This is a genomic window from Parahalioglobus pacificus (genome assembly GCF_014652275.1).
In the GTDB taxonomy this organism is placed as follows: Bacteria; Pseudomonadota; Gammaproteobacteria; order Pseudomonadales; family Halieaceae; genus Parahalioglobus; species Parahalioglobus pacificus.
The window spans coordinates 1,002,895-1,020,383 of record NZ_BMYM01000001.1; the positions used below are offsets into that span (position 1 = coordinate 1,002,895).

The 17,489-nt window shown below is 56.2% G+C and carries 21 protein-coding genes; 17 read left to right on the plus strand and 4 right to left on the minus strand.

Annotated features, from left to right (window positions below; all coding sequences use genetic code 11):
• Nucleotides 1-99 precede the first annotated feature (99 nt).
• Genes IE089_RS04660 through IE089_RS04670 form a run of 3 tightly spaced genes read left to right on the plus strand, consistent with a single transcriptional unit; the run spans nucleotide 100 to nucleotide 3,134 of the window.
• On the plus strand, nucleotides 100-447 hold the full coding sequence (locus IE089_RS04660) for a c-type cytochrome (protein ID WP_229802681.1): 348 nt from the start codon (nucleotides 100-102) through the stop codon (nucleotides 445-447).
• On the plus strand, nucleotides 447-1,859 hold the full coding sequence (locus IE089_RS04665; RefSeq protein WP_189475597.1) for a D-arabinono-1,4-lactone oxidase: 1,413 nt from the start codon (nucleotides 447-449) through the stop codon (nucleotides 1,857-1,859). The genes IE089_RS04660 and IE089_RS04665 overlap by 1 nt, the downstream gene beginning before the upstream one ends.
• A complete protein-coding gene (locus IE089_RS04670; protein ID WP_229802582.1) occupies nucleotides 1,860-3,134 on the plus strand; it encodes an alanine racemase in 1,275 nt (424 codons plus the stop codon). It begins immediately after the preceding gene.
• Here IE089_RS04670 and IE089_RS04675 read toward each other — a convergent pair.
• Both IE089_RS04675 and IE089_RS04680 read right to left on the minus strand, forming a co-directional pair.
• Nucleotides 3,131-4,411, minus strand: coding sequence for a spinster family MFS transporter (locus tag IE089_RS04675; RefSeq protein WP_229802583.1), 1,281 nt, complete (start codon nucleotides 4,409-4,411; stop codon nucleotides 3,131-3,133). The genes IE089_RS04670 and IE089_RS04675 overlap by 4 nt on opposite strands.
• Nucleotides 4,412-4,450: 39 nt before the next feature.
• Nucleotides 4,451-5,464: an LLM class F420-dependent oxidoreductase gene (locus IE089_RS04680; RefSeq protein WP_189475599.1), complete on the minus strand. Its 1,014-nt coding sequence runs from the start codon at nucleotides 5,462-5,464 to the stop codon at nucleotides 4,451-4,453.
• A 155-nt stretch (nucleotides 5,465-5,619) separates the two neighbouring features.
• Here IE089_RS04680 and moaC point away from each other — a divergent pair, with 155 nt between their 5' ends.
• The 12 genes from moaC to IE089_RS04740 all read left to right on the plus strand — a co-directional run bounded on the left by moaC (nucleotide 5,620) and on the right by IE089_RS04740 (nucleotide 13,878).
• On the plus strand, nucleotides 5,620-6,111 hold the full coding sequence (moaC, locus tag IE089_RS04685; RefSeq protein ID WP_189475600.1) for a cyclic pyranopterin monophosphate synthase MoaC: 492 nt from the start codon (nucleotides 5,620-5,622) through the stop codon (nucleotides 6,109-6,111).
• Nucleotides 6,104-6,370, plus strand: a complete 267-nt coding sequence (gene moaD / locus IE089_RS04690; RefSeq protein WP_189475602.1) for a molybdopterin converting factor subunit 1 — start codon at nucleotides 6,104-6,106, stop codon at nucleotides 6,368-6,370. Before moaC ends, moaD begins: the two co-directional genes overlap by 8 nt.
• Before the next feature lie 2 nt (nucleotides 6,371-6,372).
• Entirely contained in the window at nucleotides 6,373-6,828 is a 456-nt protein-coding gene (gene moaE / locus IE089_RS04695; RefSeq protein WP_229802584.1) for a molybdopterin synthase catalytic subunit MoaE, read from the plus strand.
• Nucleotides 6,829-6,957: 129 nt separating this feature from the next.
• Nucleotides 6,958-7,437 (plus strand): flavin reductase family protein, encoded by a 480-nt coding sequence (locus tag IE089_RS04700; RefSeq protein WP_189475604.1) that lies wholly within the window; start codon nucleotides 6,958-6,960, stop codon nucleotides 7,435-7,437.
• A 60-nt stretch (nucleotides 7,438-7,497) separates the two neighbouring features.
• Nucleotides 7,498-8,043 (plus strand): NUDIX hydrolase, encoded by a 546-nt coding sequence (locus IE089_RS04705; protein ID WP_189475606.1) that lies wholly within the window; start codon nucleotides 7,498-7,500, stop codon nucleotides 8,041-8,043.
• A gap of 59 nt (nucleotides 8,044-8,102) precedes the next feature.
• Complete coding sequence (gene bcp / locus IE089_RS04710; RefSeq protein ID WP_189475609.1) at nucleotides 8,103-8,585, plus strand: thioredoxin-dependent thiol peroxidase; 483 nt, start codon at nucleotides 8,103-8,105, stop codon at nucleotides 8,583-8,585.
• Nucleotides 8,586-8,781: 196 nt separating this feature from the next.
• A complete protein-coding gene (locus tag IE089_RS04715; RefSeq protein WP_189475611.1) occupies nucleotides 8,782-10,017 on the plus strand; it encodes a cytochrome P450 in 1,236 nt (411 codons plus the stop codon).
• A gap of 106 nt (nucleotides 10,018-10,123) precedes the next feature.
• Nucleotides 10,124-11,032 carry an amidohydrolase family protein gene (locus IE089_RS04720; protein ID WP_229802585.1) on the plus strand — a complete coding sequence of 303 codons (909 nt, stop codon included), beginning with the start codon at nucleotides 10,124-10,126 and terminating at the stop codon, nucleotides 11,030-11,032.
• A 2-nt stretch (nucleotides 11,033-11,034) separates the two neighbouring features.
• Entirely contained in the window at nucleotides 11,035-11,799 is a 765-nt protein-coding gene (locus IE089_RS04725; RefSeq protein ID WP_189475613.1) for a glutathione S-transferase C-terminal domain-containing protein, read from the plus strand.
• 11 nt (nucleotides 11,800-11,810) lie between these two features.
• The gene (locus IE089_RS04730; RefSeq protein ID WP_189475615.1) at nucleotides 11,811-12,272 is read left to right on the plus strand and encodes a nuclear transport factor 2 family protein; all 462 of its coding nucleotides are present in this window, start codon (nucleotides 11,811-11,813) and stop codon (nucleotides 12,270-12,272) included.
• A 4-nt stretch (nucleotides 12,273-12,276) separates the two neighbouring features.
• Nucleotides 12,277-12,984 (plus strand): glutathione S-transferase family protein, encoded by a 708-nt coding sequence (locus tag IE089_RS04735; protein ID WP_189475617.1) that lies wholly within the window; start codon nucleotides 12,277-12,279, stop codon nucleotides 12,982-12,984.
• A complete protein-coding gene (locus IE089_RS04740; RefSeq protein WP_229802586.1) occupies nucleotides 12,985-13,878 on the plus strand; it encodes a transporter in 894 nt (297 codons plus the stop codon).
• Between the two features lie 4 nt (nucleotides 13,879-13,882).
• Here the strand turns inward: IE089_RS04740 and IE089_RS04745 are convergent, their stop codons facing one another.
• Together IE089_RS04745 and IE089_RS04750 are read right to left on the minus strand one after the other, a co-directional pair.
• Complete coding sequence (locus tag IE089_RS04745; RefSeq protein ID WP_189475619.1) at nucleotides 13,883-15,583, minus strand: class I adenylate-forming enzyme family protein; 1,701 nt, start codon at nucleotides 15,581-15,583, stop codon at nucleotides 13,883-13,885.
• 11 nt (nucleotides 15,584-15,594) lie between these two features.
• The gene (locus IE089_RS04750; RefSeq protein ID WP_189475621.1) at nucleotides 15,595-16,098 is read right to left on the minus strand and encodes a MarR family winged helix-turn-helix transcriptional regulator; all 504 of its coding nucleotides are present in this window, start codon (nucleotides 16,096-16,098) and stop codon (nucleotides 15,595-15,597) included.
• Nucleotides 16,099-16,277: 179 nt separating this feature from the next.
• On the opposite strand from IE089_RS04750, the gene IE089_RS04755 reads away from it, so the two are divergent.
• On the plus strand, nucleotides 16,278-17,060 hold the full coding sequence (locus IE089_RS04755; protein WP_189475623.1) for an exodeoxyribonuclease III: 783 nt from the start codon (nucleotides 16,278-16,280) through the stop codon (nucleotides 17,058-17,060).
• Between the two features lie 78 nt (nucleotides 17,061-17,138).
• A complete protein-coding gene (gene yajC / locus IE089_RS04760) occupies nucleotides 17,139-17,483 on the plus strand; it encodes a preprotein translocase subunit YajC (protein WP_189475625.1) in 345 nt (114 codons plus the stop codon).
• Nucleotides 17,484-17,489: the final 6 nt, after the last annotated feature.

Genomic DNA, 17,489 nt, shown 5'->3' on the forward strand with positions numbered 1-17,489 from the left:
GTGTTATCGTTTTGAAAAAATAATGCGGACGCAGGGCTGTCCGATACACAGTCCTGGGAAGTATGTGAACGATGACCCGTGCGGAAAAAAGGGGTGGTGATGGTCAGTGTGTCCAAGTGGAATTTGATCCAGTCTCTGTGCTCGGTTCTGGCGGTAGTTGCCGTGCCTACGGTATTCGCTTCCCCAGATGAACGTCAGATCAGTTTGTTTATCTCAAAGTGTGTGCAGTGCCACGCCCAGCCTCACACGGGAGCGCCTCAAGTGGGAGTGCCGGAAGACTGGGAGAGCGTGATTGATCAGGGCGAGGACGCAACTCTCGTTAACGTTGTGCACGGTATTCGCGGTATGCCGCCACTGGGTTACTGCAGCGCATGCGATGAGAAGGATTTACGCGTACTGACGCGTTTTGCCGCAGGTTTCCCCGATCCAGAGGAGGGTAAGAATTAATGCAGCGTAGGCAGTTTTTACGGCAATCAGCACTATTGGGCGCCGGTGCTGTCGTGGGTACGACAACCGGCTGTGATCAGGTAGATACGGAGCCACAGTCGCCCATCTCGTTCACCCCTGGCGAACCCGTGCCTTGGATAAACTGGGCGGGAAACGAACACTGCTACCCGCAGTGGCGCGAGGCGCCGGCAACCACGGAACAGCTGGTCGATGTGATGAAGTCAGCCAGGGGCGTCATCCGGGCTGTAGGTTCGGGTCACTCCTTCAGTGCCGTGGTGCCCACTGATGACACCTTGGTATCCACGGACCTACTCTCCGGACTGGTTGCACATGACCCGGCAACGATGCAGGCGACGCTGTTAGGGGGCACCACGCTGCACGATTCTGGGCCGTTGTTGGATGCCGTTGGCCAGGCCATGCCGAATTTGCCGGACATGGATTACCCGACCATCGCAGGTTCTATTGCAAGTTCCGTTCACGCCACCGGCGCCGAGTTTGGCTCCACCTCATCGTACGTGGTGGCCATGAAGTTGGTGACCCCCGGCGGTGACGTCATTGAGTGTAGCGCCGATAAAAACCCGGAGATTTTTCAGGCGGCCCGTACCTCTCTGGGTGCCCTGGGTATCGTCAGCGAAGTGACTCTGCAGAACCAGGCGCCGTTTAACCTGACAGAGGTCAATGGCGTAGCGCCTGCACAGGAGGTCTGGTCTACGCTGGAGGATCGCGTTAAGGACAATCGGCATTTCGAACTTTTTACTATCCCTTACTCTGACCTCATTCTTACTGTTACCACCAATGAAGCCAAGCCCGGGGACAAAAATGTCGGGGAAGAAGATCCCCAGGCGGTTAACTCCCTGCGTGCTGCATTTGATGCGACGGCATGGGTGCCGTTGGTTGGTTCGGCCCTGTATGACAAGCTGCTTCAAATAGCGATGGGCGAGGCGGGCGAGACTGTCAGAACCGGAAAGAGTTTTCAGGTGTTCTCGCATGTTCGCATCGTTCGCTTTCGCGAAATGGAGTACACGGTGCCGGCGGAGGCAGGCCCTGCCTGCATGCAGGAAATCATGGCCAAGATTCGTAAAGAGCGGATCCCGTTGTCATTCCCGTTCGAGTATCGCTATGTGAAGGGCGACGACATTTGGCTCTCCATGTTTGAGGGGCGTGACGGGTGTTCCATCTCGATTCATCAGTACGGTGATCTCGACTATAAGAAGGCCTTTGCAGAAATAGAGCCCATATTCTGGAAGTACGATGGGCGCCCCCATTGGGGGAAGATTCATACCCTGGATGCTGAACGCCTTTCCCAGCTATACCCGCGCCACTGGCAGGACTTTCAAGAGGTGCGCAAATCTCTGGACCCGGAGGGCCGAATGATGAACGCGCACCTCAAGCATGTGTTCGGTGAGGTTTAGGTGTCCCTGTCGCGAAGAGCATTATTGGCAGGCTCGGCGGCGATGGTCGCAGGCCTCGCAGCATTACGCCCCTCAGACAAAGGCGGACATTACTCGGACTATTTCCGTTCTCTCAACAGCACATTGCAGAAGGCAGGCATCGATAAGCCGTCGCTGATCATCGATCTGGATCGGCTGGATAGAAATATTGACAGGCTTGTCGCCTCGATTTCCGAGGGCTCTCACAAGGATTATCGCGTGGTTACCAAGTCGATCCCCAGCGCACCGCTGGTCGACTATGTCTCCAAGCGCGCAGGCACCCAGAGCCAGATGGTGTTTCATCGCCCGTTCTTGCAGGCCATGGCAACGCAACAGCCCCAGAGCAACCTGCTGCTCGGAAAACCCATGCCCATTGCGGCAGCACATAAGTTTTACCAAGAGCATCGGGGCCCCTTTGATCCGGAGCGTCAATTACAGTGGCTGGTTGATACGCCAGAGCGCATGGCGCAATACCTGCAACTGGCGCAGGACCGGGGCGAGCGGCTGGGCATCAATCTTGAATTGGACGTAGGCCTGCATCGCGGAGGGTTTGAACCAGATTCAGGGCTGTACTCTGCACTAAGGCTCATTGCGGATAATTCGGATCATCTCGCGTTGACGGGTTTCATGGGCTACGACGCTCACGTGTCGGCCATTCCGACAGTGCTGGCGGAACGGGAAATGGCGAAAGTAAAACAGCGTTACGCGGCGGCAGTGCACTTGCTTCAGGCCGATTTCCCGCAGCTGTACCGCCCTGACCTTTGTTTCAACGGAGCGGGCAGTCCCACCTTTCGCCTTTACGACGGGCAGGAACAGATTAACGAAGTAGCGGCAGGCTCCTGCCTGGTCAAGCCGACAGATTTCGACCTGCCGATTCTCGGAGACTTCGAGGCCGCGAGCTACATCGCAACGCCGGTGTTGAAACGCTTGATCGGGTCAAAGTTGCCAGCATTAGAATCGGCGGGATCGTTGATTCGCGCATGGGATGTCAACAAGCGCCAGACCTACTTTGCTTACGGTGGTAAGTGGATGGCCAAGGTCGAGTCACCCCCGGGCATCACACCGCACTTTGCGTACGTCAGCTCAAACCAGCAGGGATACAACGCCTCGGAGAAGGTAGATATCGGCGTTGATGATTATCTTTTCCTGAGGCCCACTCAGTCCGAGGCTGTTTTGCTCCAATTCAGTGATTTGCTCGCGGTGCGTAACGGCAGTATTGTCGACCGCTGGCCGGTGCTTTCCGAGTTGTCGGCTTAGTCGGCCGGCTTCTGGCTGGCTGCTCTGGCCAGGTCCCGAGGCAGTTGCTTTGCTCCGAGGTAAAACATTACCAGGCCCAGCCCGCCGATTGCGGCAGTAATCGCCATGGCATAACGCAAACTGTCTGCCCCATAAGTCGCCGCCAGCGAATCGCTAAGGATGCCCGTTAATAGAGGGCCGAGGCCAAGGCCGATCATATTCAGTACGAAAAACAGTATGGCAGAGGTCATCGCACGCATGGCCGGCGGTACCAGCGTATGCGACACAGCTATGGACGGGCCGAGATATACAGTGGTCACGATATTCACAAAGGCCAGTGTGGCCAGGATGCCCGCGGTATTGTCACCGAGTAGCACATAGAAGTAGGGCAAAAAGCCGATAAGGCCGCCCCACATTGGCACCCACAGATACCAGCGTTTTTCATGCTCGCCTAAGCGGTCGGCAATGTAGCCACCCAGGAAGGTGCCAATTGCTCCGGTGATGCCCGATAGCAGCGCCAGCACAAGCCCCACCTGAGACAGTGACATGCCATGGCTTCGAATCAGATAGGAGGGAAAGAAGTTACCATTTCCGTAGGTGACATAGGCCGATAGTGCACAGCCCAGGGACAGGTACCAGAACGAGGGCCGCATGCGCAGTATGTGAAGGGTCTCTTTGAGCCCAGGCTTGTGGCTGATCGCATTGCCGTCATAGCGACCGCGTTGCGGCTCTTTCACCGTTAATCGTAGGACGACGGCCAACAAAACGCCGGGCAAGCCAACCACCAGGAATGCCATTCGCCAGCCGAAGCTGTCGGCGATAATGCCGCCAAAGGCAAAGCCCAGCAGTATTCCGGCATAAATACCGGTCGAGTAAAAGGAGAGGGCAGTGGCGCGTTGCTCAGGCGGGTAATAGTCGCTGATGATGGAGTGGGACGGCGGGCTGCCGCCGGCTTCACCAAGTCCAACCCCCAGTCGCGCCAACAGCAGCTGCGCATAGTTCTGCACAAAGCTTGAGATGGCCGTCATGCTGCTCCATACGGTCAGGGACAGAGCCACGATATTCCGGCGATTGCCACGGTCAGCCCAGTAGGCAATTGGAATTCCCGCAGTGACGTAAATCACTGCGAAAGTGAATCCACTGAGCAATCCGAGTTGGGCATCGCTGAGGCCCATATCGGCTTTTATCGGTTCCTGCAGAATCACCAGAATCTGCCGGTCGATAAAGTTGAAGGCGTAGACCAGCGTCAGCATCAATAGCACATAGCGCTTGTACGCTGGCGGATAGGTCGAATCCATGACGGCCCCCAGTGGCTGTGGCGAGTTACTGGTTCTGCTTTAGAGTGTGAGCTCTGCCATGGTTTGCATCAATGTTTCGTCACCACTGATCAACAGCGACGTCACCGGGGAGTTTTCCCAGTCCTTGAGCTTTTCGGCGATACGCTCCTTCGGTCCGCACAGCGAAATCTCATCGGCAAACTGCGAGGGCACCGCGGCAATCGCTTCGTCGCGTTTTCCCTCAAAGAACAGCTGCTGTATCTGCTCCGCTTCGTCGGTGAAGCCCATGCGCGACATCAGTTCTTTGTGGAAATTGCGTGCCTTGGAGCCCATGCCACCGATGTAGAATCCCAGCATGGCCTTCACCGGATAGAGCGCCTCTTCAACGTTGTCATGGACGTTCACCAAGACAATCGGCGATACCTCGAAACCGGGCTTCGCGCCACTGATCTGGTCGGCGTATACCTCTTGGCGATAGGGTGAGTAATACAGCGGTAGCCAGCCATCGGCGATTTCGGCGGTCTGGGTGACATTTCTCGGACCTTCCGCGCCAATGAAAATTGGCAAATCTTCCCTCAGAGGGTGCACGATAGGCTTCAACGGTTTGCCCATGCCCCAGCTGTTCGGACCGTGGTAGGGCAGCGGGTAAAACTCACCGTCGTTGGTGACGGGCGCCTCTCGCGCCAGTACTTGGCGAATGATATGCACATACTCGCGGGTACGGGTTACCGGTTTGGCGTAGGGCTGTCCGTACCAGCCTTCGACAACCTGTGGCCCGGAGGCGCCCAGCCCGAGGATCATTCTTCCGCCAGACATATGATCCAAAGCCAGCGAGGCCATAGCGCACGCAGTGGGTGTACGAGCAGACAACTGCGCGACCGCAGTGCCGAGCCGTATAGAGGAAGTCTGCGCGCCTATCCAGGCCAGGGGTGTAAAGCAGTCGTTGCCCCAGGATTCCGCTACCCACACCGAGTCAAAGCCGAGTTTTTCTGCGCACTGCGCCTGTGCCACAAAGTTTGGGTTGGGCTGCGCTCCCCAGTATCCCAATTGTAGACCTAAAGATAGCTTCGCCATGGTGATGTCCTATGATTATGGTGATTGTGACTGTAAGTGAATACGGCGATAAAGCGTAAGTGGTCTGCGGCCATATTCATTGACCGCAGCGATCGTGCTGGCGGCACCCTCGGCCATTGGATAGACTGCGGGGCTTTACGGTTTGGGCAATCCCTATGTCACAGTTCAGCCACCTTGATGAGCAAGGGAAAGCCCACATGGTCGACGTGGGTGAGAAGCCGGTCACTCGGCGCGAGGCCATTGCAAAAGCTTCGGTCTCTATGCAGCCGGAAACACTGGACCTGCTCGTTAACGGCAAACACAAAAAAGGTGATGTTTTAGCTGTGGCGCGTATCGCCGGCATCCAGGCGGCGAAGAAGACCTCGGATCTGATTCCTTTGTGTCATCCATTGATGTTGGAATCCGTCTCGGTAGAGCTGCGGCCCGATGCTGCATTGCCCGGCGTTCGGATTAATGCCAGTTGTCGCCTCAGCGGCCAAACGGGCGTGGAAATGGAGGCATTGACGGCAGTCAGTGTGGCTGCGCTCACGCTGTATGACATGTGTAAGTCGGTAGACCGTGGCATGATTATTGAATCGGTTTCCCTGCTCGAGAAACGCGGCGGCAAAAGTGGAGAGTGGTTGCGCGAGGGCGAAGGCAGTGAGTGAGCGTGGGCACGTTCAAGTCAGATTTTTCGCCCGATTCAGGGAGCTGCTTGACTGTGACGCTGTGTCAGTTGCGCTGCCCGAGGAGGGTTTCCATCTGTCCCAGCTAATGACAGCGCTAGCCGAAAAGGGAGAGCTCTGGGCGCAGGTCATGTCTGAAGAAAATCTGATTCGTGCCGTCAATCAGACGGTCGTCAACGACGACCCCCCGCTCACGCCGGGTGATGAGGTCGCATTCTTTCCACCGGTCACCGGGGGCTGATCGTGGCAGATCTCGATGTAGTCATTCAGACGGCGGCCTTTGACCCCGGGGAGCTGCAGCAGCAGTTGATAGGGCAATCCACGGATATAGGTGGAGTGGTGACATTCACCGGCTATGTGCGAAACGCCAACGAAGGCGATGAAGTTTCAGTCCTCCAGTTAGAGCATTACCCGGGTATGACCGAACGGGTCATTCAGGAAACCCTCGAGAACGCTGCGCAGCGCTGGCCATTACTGGCGGCGCAGGTTGTGCATCGAGTGGGTGAACTTGTGCCGGGTGATCCCATCGTATGGGTTGGAATCAGCGCCAAGCATCGCGCTGCCGCTTATGCCGCGTGTGAGTTTGCTATGGACTTCCTGAAAACCGAGGCGCCTTTTTGGAAGAAAGAACGCACCGCTGACGGTGAGCGTTGGTTGGACCAGCGTAGTGTCGACACAGAACGGACCGCGCGTTGGTAAGACGGAGGAATGCGCTGGCCGCATAGCCTGAACAGGTGATGTTGAGAGCAGGGCAATCGGTTTCAATCACGCACTCGGCGCAGTAACCGTGCCGCTAACTACAAGAAAGCAGTCATAAGGAAGTACTCAATGAGCATTGAGGGACGTGAATTTCGGGACGCATTGGGGCGATTTGCCACGGGTGTGTGTCTGATAACGACCACCACCGCTGACGGGCGTCATCTTGCCCTTACAGCGAACTCGTTCTCTTCAGTTTCGCTAGACCCGCCCCTGGTGCTGTGGAATCTACAAAACAACTCAGACGTGTTTGATGAGTACGCCTCGCCCGAGCGCTACGCCATCAACATCCTCTCCCAAGAGCAGATGGACCTGTCAAATACTTACGCCAAAAAAGGCGGGCATGAGCTTGCCCCTGCCCACTTCACCATTGGGGAGCACGGGGCACCCGTCATTTCGGGCGCACTCGCCAGCTTTGAGTGTGAGCCCTATGCAACGCATGAGGGCGGTGACCATGTGATCATTTTGGGGCGCGTCATGGGTATGTCCAGTAGCGGAGAAGGGCGTCCATTACTGTTCTTCGGTGGCAGCTACGGTGAGTTGGCTACCTAGTCTCGGACTGGGGCGGCACACACGCTATACTTTGCGCCTTCACCAGACAGCGGTTCTCTCATGAATTTTTGCACCAGCTGCGGCAATCCTGTCGCCCTCAAAATCCCGGAGGGTGATGACAGGGAGCGCTACGTTTGTACACATTGCGGCATGATCCATTACACAAACCCCAGAGTGATCGTGGGCTGTGTGCCGGAATACGAAGGCAAGGTGTTGTTGTGCAAGCGGGCAATCGAGCCGCGCAAGAACTTTTGGACATTGCCCGCGGGTTTTATGGAAAACGGGGAAACGACGCCTGAGGGCGCAGCCAGGGAAACCTGGGAAGAGGCCAAGGCGCGGGTGAGCAACCTGCAGTTGTACCGCTTATTCGATGTGCCTTACATCAGTCAGGTCTACATGTTTTACCGTTGCAGCGTTGATAATGGCGAGTTTGGTGTGGGCCCCGAAAGCCTTGAAACTGATCTTTACGCAGAAGACCAGATCCCGTGGGGCGAGATCGCATTCCCCGTGGTGAAGGAAACCTTGCGGGAATACTTCCGCGACGTCGAAGCAGGGCATTTCCCGGTTCGTGTGTCCAGTGTTCAGAGAGACTCTTGGCGCAAGTAATCCAATAGCGCCTCAAAAACCTATAAATTGCAGACACCCTCTACCTAGGACTCATTGCTATGGCATTCCCAAAAGTGGGCAATATGGCCCCCGCGTTCACCCTACGTGATCAATACGACAATAAAGTGAGTCTCAAGGACTTTCGCGGTGAGAAAAACGTCGTGCTGTATTTCTATCCGAAAGCGATGACGCCTGGATGCACCGTGCAAGCCTGTGGAATCCGGGACAGCAAAAAAGCCCTCGCAGAGCTGGAAACAGTCGTGCTGGGCGTCAGCCCTGACCCTGTCGCCAGGCTGGGAAAGTTCATCGACAAACAGGACCTCAATTTCACTTTGCTGTCCGATGAAGACCACAGCATCACGGAAAAGTACGGTGCCTGGGGCCTCAAGAAGTTCATGGGCAAAGAGTTTATGGGCGTTCTCCGAAGCACTTTCATTATCGGTAAGGATGGCCGGCTCAAGCACGTCATGGATAAGGTCAAGACGAAATCACATCACGACGATGTCATGACCTTAATCAAGGAACTGGGGCTGAACGGCTAAGCAGTCCCCGGCACGGGTAGGCTCGCGGGCCTTCCCGGTGCCTATGCAAATATTTGCACCCCACGCTTTCGCTTGCCGCGGGTTTAACAGGCAGCACCTCACGCATGTAAAAATTAGGCTTCTGGCTTTTCAGTGTTCGTCCGCTTATCGTAAACTAATGCCTATTAGTTGATAGTTTTAGCAGGAGTCCACCACCATGAGTCAGTGTCCTCATATCGACCTCACCAGCCCGGAAAGCTTTGCCGGCGGGCACCCACGGGAAGCCTACACGTATCTGAGGCAGGAGGCCCCCGTCTACTGGCACGAAGACCCTGAGCAGGGTGTTGGCTTCTGGGCGGTGACCCGGCGTGAAGATCTGGATTACATCTCCAAGAACCCGGCGCTGTTTTCATCGGAAGCGCGCACCTGCATGCTGCATGAGCCTGAGAGTGACGAGATGCTTGAGCTGATGCGTACCCAGATGATCAATATGGACCCGCCTCGGCACCTGAAGTATCGGCGCCTGATTCGCTCAGCCTTTACCCCGAAGAAAGTCGATTCCTACGAGCCCCGCTTTCGTGCCATTGCCAAAGACATCGTAGACCGCGCTATCGTCGGCGGGCAGTGCGAATTTGTCGAGGACATTGCCGCTGAACTCCCGTTGATAGCGATCTGTGAACTGATGGGCGTGCCACTGGAGAAGCGCCAGCGCCTTTTCGAGCTCACAAACATTATGTTGGGTATGGATGACCCCGAGCTGAGTACCTCACAGGAGGACGGGACCAACGCAATGGCTGAAATGTTCATGATGGGCATGGAAATAGCCGCGCATCACAAAGAAAACCCTCAGGACGATATCGTGAGTACGCTACTCAGCGGCACAGTCGAAGATGAGCCCTTGTCCGAGGAAGACTTTTGCAACTTCTTCCTCTTGCTGATTGTTGCCGGCAATGAAACCACCCGCACCGTCACCAGTCAGGGCATGCGGCTGTTGATGGAACACCCGGAGCAGTACCAGGCCCTTGTTGAAGACCACTCACTGATTCCGGATGCGGTTGAGGAATTTCTGCGCTACAACCCTGCGGTTATCGCTTTCAGGCGTACTGCTATGGAGGATATGGAACTCAACGGTCAAGCGATTCGCAAAGGCGACAAGATACAAATGTACTATGCCGCAGCCAGTGCAGACGAAGCCGTGTTTACCGACGGCGATGCCTTTGATGTCTTGCGCGCACAGCGTGAAGACGTGCGCAATGAGCACAGGGCGTTCGGTGTGGGCCAGCATTTCTGCCTGGGGTCTCACCTTGCGCGGCTGGAACTAAAAGTTATTTTTGAAGAGATTGTGAAGCGCATCAGCAACCCCACCTTCGATGGGGATGTTAGCTGGCTGCGCTCAAACTTCATCAACGGCATCAAGCACATGCCCATTCGGTTTGACGTCATCGACGTCTGAATCCGATACCTGAGCAGCCCGCACCGGTTCACGCTGTTAGGCTCGCTTCGCCTGCCTTTGCTTTTGCTACGCGTCGGGCTTTGCTCCGGCATGCGCAGGACACACAATGCTCAACAACAATAATGAATGCGAGGAGATCGCCATGCCAATGCCCACTGATATCGGGGTAATTGATTTGATGCTGGCTGTGCCGGGTGACGACACCAGCCACTTCTATGAGTGGATAAAGCCCATGCTAATGGACAAGCAGAGCCACGACATGTTCAAGATGCCTGCTCAGTACATGTTCAAAGACATCCCGGATACGCCCAAACAGGATGACTACATTGCATACACGCTGGCGCAGATGGACAAGCACGGCATCGAGCGCGCCATGATCGGCGTGGGCGAGATCAATACGATCCAGATTGAGGCATTGAAGAAACACCCCGACCGATTCTTCGGCTGTTACGAGGCCAACGCCAATAACGGCATGGAAGAAGTGCGGACAATCGTGCGTATGAAGGAAGAGTTTGATATCAAGGCGGTGACCGCATCACCGGCGATGATCTGTCCGCCTGTGCCGGTGAATGATAAGAAGTGGTACCCGATTTACGCAAAGCTCGTTGAGCTTGATATTCCGTTCTGCCCTTGCATGGGCATTCCGGGCCCGCGGCTCCCGTTTGCTCCGCAAAAGGTCGAACTGCTTGATGAAGTGCTGTGGTTCTTCCCGGAACTCGACATTGTGACTCGTCACGGTTGCGAACCCTGGACTGATGTCGCGTGGAAATTAATGCTGAAGTATCCAAACCTTCACTACATGACCAGCGCTTTTGCACCTAAGCACTACCCCAAGGACATCGTACACTTCGCCAATACCCGCGGTAGTGATCAGGTAATGTACGCGGGCTACTTCCCCATGGGACTTTCCCTGGACCGCATTTTCTCCGAAATGCCCGACGTGCCGTTCCGCGATGAGGTATGGCCGAAGTTTCTTCGCGAAAACGCGATTCGCGTATTCAAGCTGGACCAGTAGCCATGCAATACCTGTCAGTCGGTGAAGCAAAGGACAAAGCGGGTCTAAAGTTAGTGCTCAGCGCCGGTGTGCCCGGCCCATGGGGCGAATCGCTGAAAGCCATACTTGCCTACAAGGGAATCGAGTACTTACCTGTGCGGCAGGAGGGAGGCGGTGAGAACGCAGATGTGCAGGCTTGGACCGGCCAAAGCAGTGCGCCTGTACTGGTGGGCGAGGGCTTTCCACCAGTTAGCCATTGGCTGGATCAGTTGCATCTTGCTGAACGCCTCCATCCAGCACCGGCTTTGCTGCCTGAGGACATGTCCCAGCGCGAACAGGTGCTGGGTATGTCAGCCCTGGTGGTCGGGGTGGACGGTATCGGTTGGAATCGTCGCGTGCAGATGATTGCCCCAGCGATGGCACTGGACGAACCACCGGAGATGCTCAGTCGCCTCGCCCACAAATACGGCTGCACACCGGAGGCGATTCCCGTTGCTGCCAGGCGCCTCGTAAATATCTTGAAGCGCCTGGACACCGTGTTAGAGCAACAGCAGGCCAGGGGCAGCGACTATTTTGTCGGCGATTCGGTGACGGCGGTAGACTTTTACTGGGCCAATTTCGCCGCCATGTTCAAGCCACTGCCTCACGACGTTAATCCCATGCCTGACTATTTGCGCACCAGCTATGAGCGCATCGATGAAGCGTGCACAGCAGCATTCACGCCGCGCCTCGAGCGGCACCGGGATGCGATGTATGAACGCCACATTACACTGCCACTGGACTTTTAGGAGCGAACACCATGTTGTCACTGCAGCAGTTGTCGGACCGGTTGGAGATTCAGGACCTCGTTTACTACTATGCGCACCTGATCGATACCAAGAACTTTGACGCGCTACGTGAGACAGTCTTCACCGAAGACGCCCATATCGACTACAGCGTCTTTGGCGGCAGCGTAGGGGACTTGGAGTCCACCATCGCCTACCTCAAGCAGGCGGTGACCAACGAGCTTTTCCCCGATACGCAGCACCTGAATGCGAATGTTCAGGTGCAATTAGATGGTGATACTGCCTCCGGGCGGGTCATGTGCTTTAATCCCATGGACATGGCATTACCGGACGGCAAACGCCATACGTTTTTCCTCGGCCTCTGGTATGTTGATGACTATCGCAGGACCGAGCAGGGGTGGCGCATCTCGCGACGTGTCGAGGAAAAAAGCTGGGTGTTTAATACACCCGAATTCATGAGTTTTGAGGACGGCTAACGCCATGATCGATCTGTACACATCGCCCACGCCTAACGGTTACAAGGCGTCCATCGCGCTGGAGGAAATGGGCATTGAGTACACCACCCATGCCATCGACCTGATGGCCGGCGAACAGAAAACGCCCGAGTTTCTGGCGATCTGCCCCAATGGACGTATCCCGGCGATTGTCGATCGTGACGCCGGCGATTTTCCGGTGTTTGAAAGCGGCGCAATCATGATTTACCTCGCCGAGCTTTGCGGGCAGTACCTGCCTACGGAATCCCGTGCACGCTCTCGAGTGATTCAGTGGTTGATGTTCCAAATGGGCGGTATTGGCCCAATGATGGGGCAAGCTAACGTTTTCTACCGTTACTTTCCCGAAAAAATCCAACCTGCTATAGACCGCTACCAGAACGAGGGCCGTCGCTTGTTTGGGGTGTTGGATGGTCATCTCGCGAAGCAGCAGTACCTGGCGGATGACTACAGCATTGCAGACATGGCCAACTGGGCCTGGGTAAGAACCCACCGTTGGTCCGGTGTATCCATAGAAGGGCTAGAGCATCTCTCGCGTTGGTTGGGCGATGTTGGTAGCCGCCCGGGCGTCCAGCGCGGCGTGAAAGTGCCGGTTGATATCGCGGAGCTGATGGACGCAAAGAAGAAAGAAGATGCCGATGCCTTTTCCAACCGAGCACGCTCCGTTGTCACGGGAGCTGATACCGGGAACGCCTGAGTGAAATGGCTCACCGTAGTTGCGTTAGCGAGCCTGCTGTTTGCGCAGCGCGGTATGGCGCAGGAGCTTGAGCCACGCAGCTATACCAATCTGCCGATAGGAGAGACCTTTGTGCTTGTGGGCGCGGTGCGCTCTGAGGGCGGCTTGGCCCCGGTTGCATCCTCGCCACTGCAAGATGCCGAACTCACTATCGATACCGGCGTCCTAGGATTGGCTCACACTTTCGCTCTGGCGGGCAGTTCTGCAAAGGCCGACGTTGCCGTGGGAAGAACCTGCTACGAGGGCTCAGCCATTTTTCAGGGTGAGTTTACCGAGGGTCGGCGTTGCGAATACATCGACCCTCGGGTGCGCATTGGCTGGAACTTCCTCGGTGCACCAGCCATGCCACTGGCGGACTTTATGCAGTGGGAACCCGGGTTCGTGATGGGCGCCAGCTTGCAAGCCGCAATTCCGCTAGGTACGTACAACAAGGAAAACCTGATCAACGCAGGGGCTAACCGCTGGATGGTGCGGCCTGGGCTTGGATTCTCATTCCGCACGGGCCGCTGGCATTACGACGTCAGCGCCAGCGTCAAGTTCTTTGAAACGAACTCGGATTTTTTCAATGACAGCTCGCTGGCACAGGACCCGTTGTACTCGCTGCAGGTGCACCTGGTGCGATATTTCAATCGTGGAATGTGGCTGTCATTGAACGGTAATCTCTTTGCAGGCGGAGAGACCAGCCGTGATGGAGTTGACCTCGATGACCGGCAGGAGAATTCCCGATGGGGGGCAACCTTTTCCATGCCACTCAACCCCCATCACAGCATCAAGGTGTATGCCTCCACGGGTGTTGTGACCCGCACTGGGTCGGACTTTGATACCTTTGGTGCGGCCTGGCAATACCGGTTCTAGAGTCTCAGCCCTCTGCCAGCCACTGGCCTCGAAGCTGTGCCTTGAGAACCTTGCCGGTGGCGTTTTTGGGTAATGGCTCTCGGCTTAGGCGCCACTGGCTAGGCACTTTGAAAGCGGCCAGGTGTTCTTTGGTCCAGCTCGCCAAATTGTCACCGCTGAGAGTTGGGTCTGTGCTGTGAATCACAGCGACGAGCTCTTCACCCCAGCTGTCATGAGGGATGCCGAACACGGCAGCTTCCGCGACTGCGGCGTGGCCCAGCAGGATGCCTTCAACTTCGATGGGGTAAATATTCTCGCCACCGCGAATCACCATATCCTTGATGCGATCGACAATGAACAGGAAGCCGTGTTCGTCGATGTAACCCACATCACCCGTTGCCACCCAGCCCTCGATGAAGGTTGATGCGCTGGCCTCCGCATTGTTCCAATACTGCTGGGCATTCGTCGGGCTGCGCACGTAAATCTCGCCGGTTGCCCCCTCAGCAAGGTCACGACCATCGGTGTCAACGGTTTTCACTTCAACAATCGGGGAGAGATTGCCCGAGGAAGTCGGGCAGAGCTTATAGGCCTCGCCGGTAAAGCTGCAGCAGGTGGCATTGGTCTCGGTCATACCGTAGCCGGTGCCGGGGTAGGCGTGTGGCAGCTTGCCGTAGATCATGTCTTTTAGGTGGGGCGGCGATGCGGTGCCGCCGGCGCCTATCGCAAACAGGCTCTGGTGGTCGTATTGATCCCACTCGGGTGAGCTCATCATGGCCATGGTCATGGTGGGTACGCCGGTAAAGGTAGTTATTCGCTCTCGCTCAATGATTCGCAGTGCGTCGCTCACATCCCACTTATACATGATGCTGGTTTTACGGCCGCCGCGAAGGTTCAGCAAAAAGACGGAGTAGCAACCTGAGACGTGGAACAGGGGTACAGCCAGCAGCGTGGAAGGATCAAAGCCGGCGTTCAGCATGTGGCCGATGGCCTCAGGATTGAGCATTGCTGAGACGGTGGCCATGAACTCGAAGTTATACAGGGCCTGGCAAATCGCAAAATGAGTGGATGCCGCCCCCTTGGGCCTTCCCGTGGTGCCCGAGGTATACATAATCATCGCCAGGTCGCCCGGCGACAGTGATACATCAGGCAATTCCCGGCCACCTTCGATAGCCTGCGCCCAATGGGTGCAGTTGTCAGCGGGCAGTGAGGTCGCCCGGGCTACGACGGCATGTATTGTGCCAGCCGCCAAGCGCGGCTGTAAAAGTCCGGCGCGGACTTCATCGCAGCAGACAATTTTGGCTCCCGCATCATCGAGTGCGTACTCGAGTTCTTCTGCGCTGCCCCAACTGTTCAGCGGCACGGCGACTGCGCCTATCGAGACAATGGCGGCAAATGCTGCCATCCACTCGGGGTAGTTGCGCATAGCGATGGCCACGCGGTGACCACGCTCCACAGCAAGATCCTGATGCAGAAAATGCGCGAACGCATCCACCTGGGCAAAGAACTGGTCGAAGCTCCAGCGATCATCTTCGTAGGTGACGAATGTCTTCTCGCCATATTGGCGGCCCTGGGAAATGGCCTCCCGCAGGGTCGGCGGGGCATTGCGATAGCAGCGTATGGGCACGCCACTGCTCAGGTGTTCGGTGAGTTCGAAAGGTGCGCCCGGTGCGGTAAGTTGTTGCGTGTATTCCTGAAGTTGTTCTGTGTAGCGTGTGATGTCTGTCATAAGGCAGCGAATTATTGTCCGTCCGTCCAGGATTCAGGCAGGTATTCCAGGTCAAGCCGGCGCACCACATCGCGTAGTCCGTCTTCCAGTCGGTTCAAGTCATCGATGCCGACCTTCTTTGCATAGAGCTCTTTGACTTCCTGAATGGCGACCATGCTGTCCGCCACCAGCTGAACCCCTTTTTCTGTCAGGCGTATCTCTTTTGCCCGCTTGTCGGCGTCGTCCACGCCGCGCTGGATATACCCCATCCGCTCCAGCTCCTTGAGCATTTTTCCCATAGCCTGCTGGGTCACCCTTGCTCTCTCTGCCAGCTCGGTGACCCGCACGGCACCCATGCCAAGATTGGAGAATACGGCGGAGTGCGAAGGGCGAATGTCGGGGTGGCCACGTTCATTGATAATGGCGTGGACGCGGGCTTCAAAATCGCGGGCAAACTCCTTCAGGAGGCGGGCGAGGTTGTTAGAAAGGCGGTAGGCCAGTTCGCGGTTTTCTTTAGCGGTATCTTTGCTGCTCACCTGGGTTCTCCGGTTAGGCACTTTCTTATTATGGACCGGCTCTTACCGGCGAATGAACAACTATAGCAAAGGCATGAACGTCCTCTAGGATGAGCACGCAATTTTCCGGAACCACGTCGCAGATTTGAACCCCTTTACGGCATTTCGCTACACTGCGACGCTGTTTCACCGGAGGCATCATGGCAAAAATAATCACCTGCAATACCAACGGCATTCGCGCCGCAGCGCGCAAGGGCTTTTTCGATTGGCTGGAGGACGAACGGGCGGATGTGGTTTGCATTCAGGAAACGAAGGCCCAGGTTGACCAGCTCTCGGACCCCGTTTTCAGTCCCGAGGGATACCATTGTTTTTATAACGATGCCCTAAAAAAAGGCTACAGCGGCACTGCGCTTTATAGCCGTGTGAAGCCCAGAGCCGTGCACACCCGTTTGGGCTGGGATCCGGTCGATAGTGAGGGGCGCTATCTGCAGGCGGATTTTGACAAAGTGTCGGTGATTTCACTCTATGTGCCCTCCGGCTCTAGCAGCGAGGAGGCTCAAGCCAGAAAGTACACATTTATGGACCATTTCATGGACCATCTTCGAGCCCTAAGGCGAAAGCGCCGTGAATTTATTATCTGCGCCGACTGGAATATCTGCCATAAAGAGATTGATCTGAAGAATTGGCGTGGCAATCGTAAGAACTCGGGCTTTTTGCCCGAAGAGAGGGCCTGGCTTGATACCGTGTATGACGATGTGGGTTTTGTTGACTCCTTCCGACTGATCAATCCAGAGCCAGAGCAGTATACCTGGTGGAGTAACAGAGGGCAGGCATGGGCAAATAACACGGGGTGGCGCCTGGATTACCAGATGATCACGCCAGGTCTGGCCGATAAGGTCACCGGGGCAGACATCTACAAGGCACAGCGTTTTTCAGACCATGCACCGCAGATCATGGAGTATGATTTGTCCATCAAGGCCTGAGCACCGGGGTTTGCACCGTCGCGGTCAAATCGTTAGATTGGCGCCCGTTTTGACACTACTACCAAAGAGAGCGTGTTTATGAGCTTTTTCATTCCCAGTGCCCAGGCGCAGGCCGCGGGCCAGGCAGCTGGCCCCGCCGGTGGCGAGCTGTTCCAGATCCTGTTTCTGGTTGGCCTGTTCGTCCTGTTTTACTTCATCGCCATTCGCCCGCAGCGCAAGCGGCAGAAAGAGCATGCAGAGATGGTCTCCGCCCTTAATAAAGGCGACGAGGTTGTCACCAGCTCGGGTATTCTGGGCAAAGTAACCGCACTGGACGACAACTACATGGTGCTGTCAGTTGCAGATAAGGTGGAAATGAAGTTTCAACGTGTTCACCTGCATGCGGTGCTGCCCAAGGGCACCCTGAAGCAGATTGGCGCCTAAAACCCT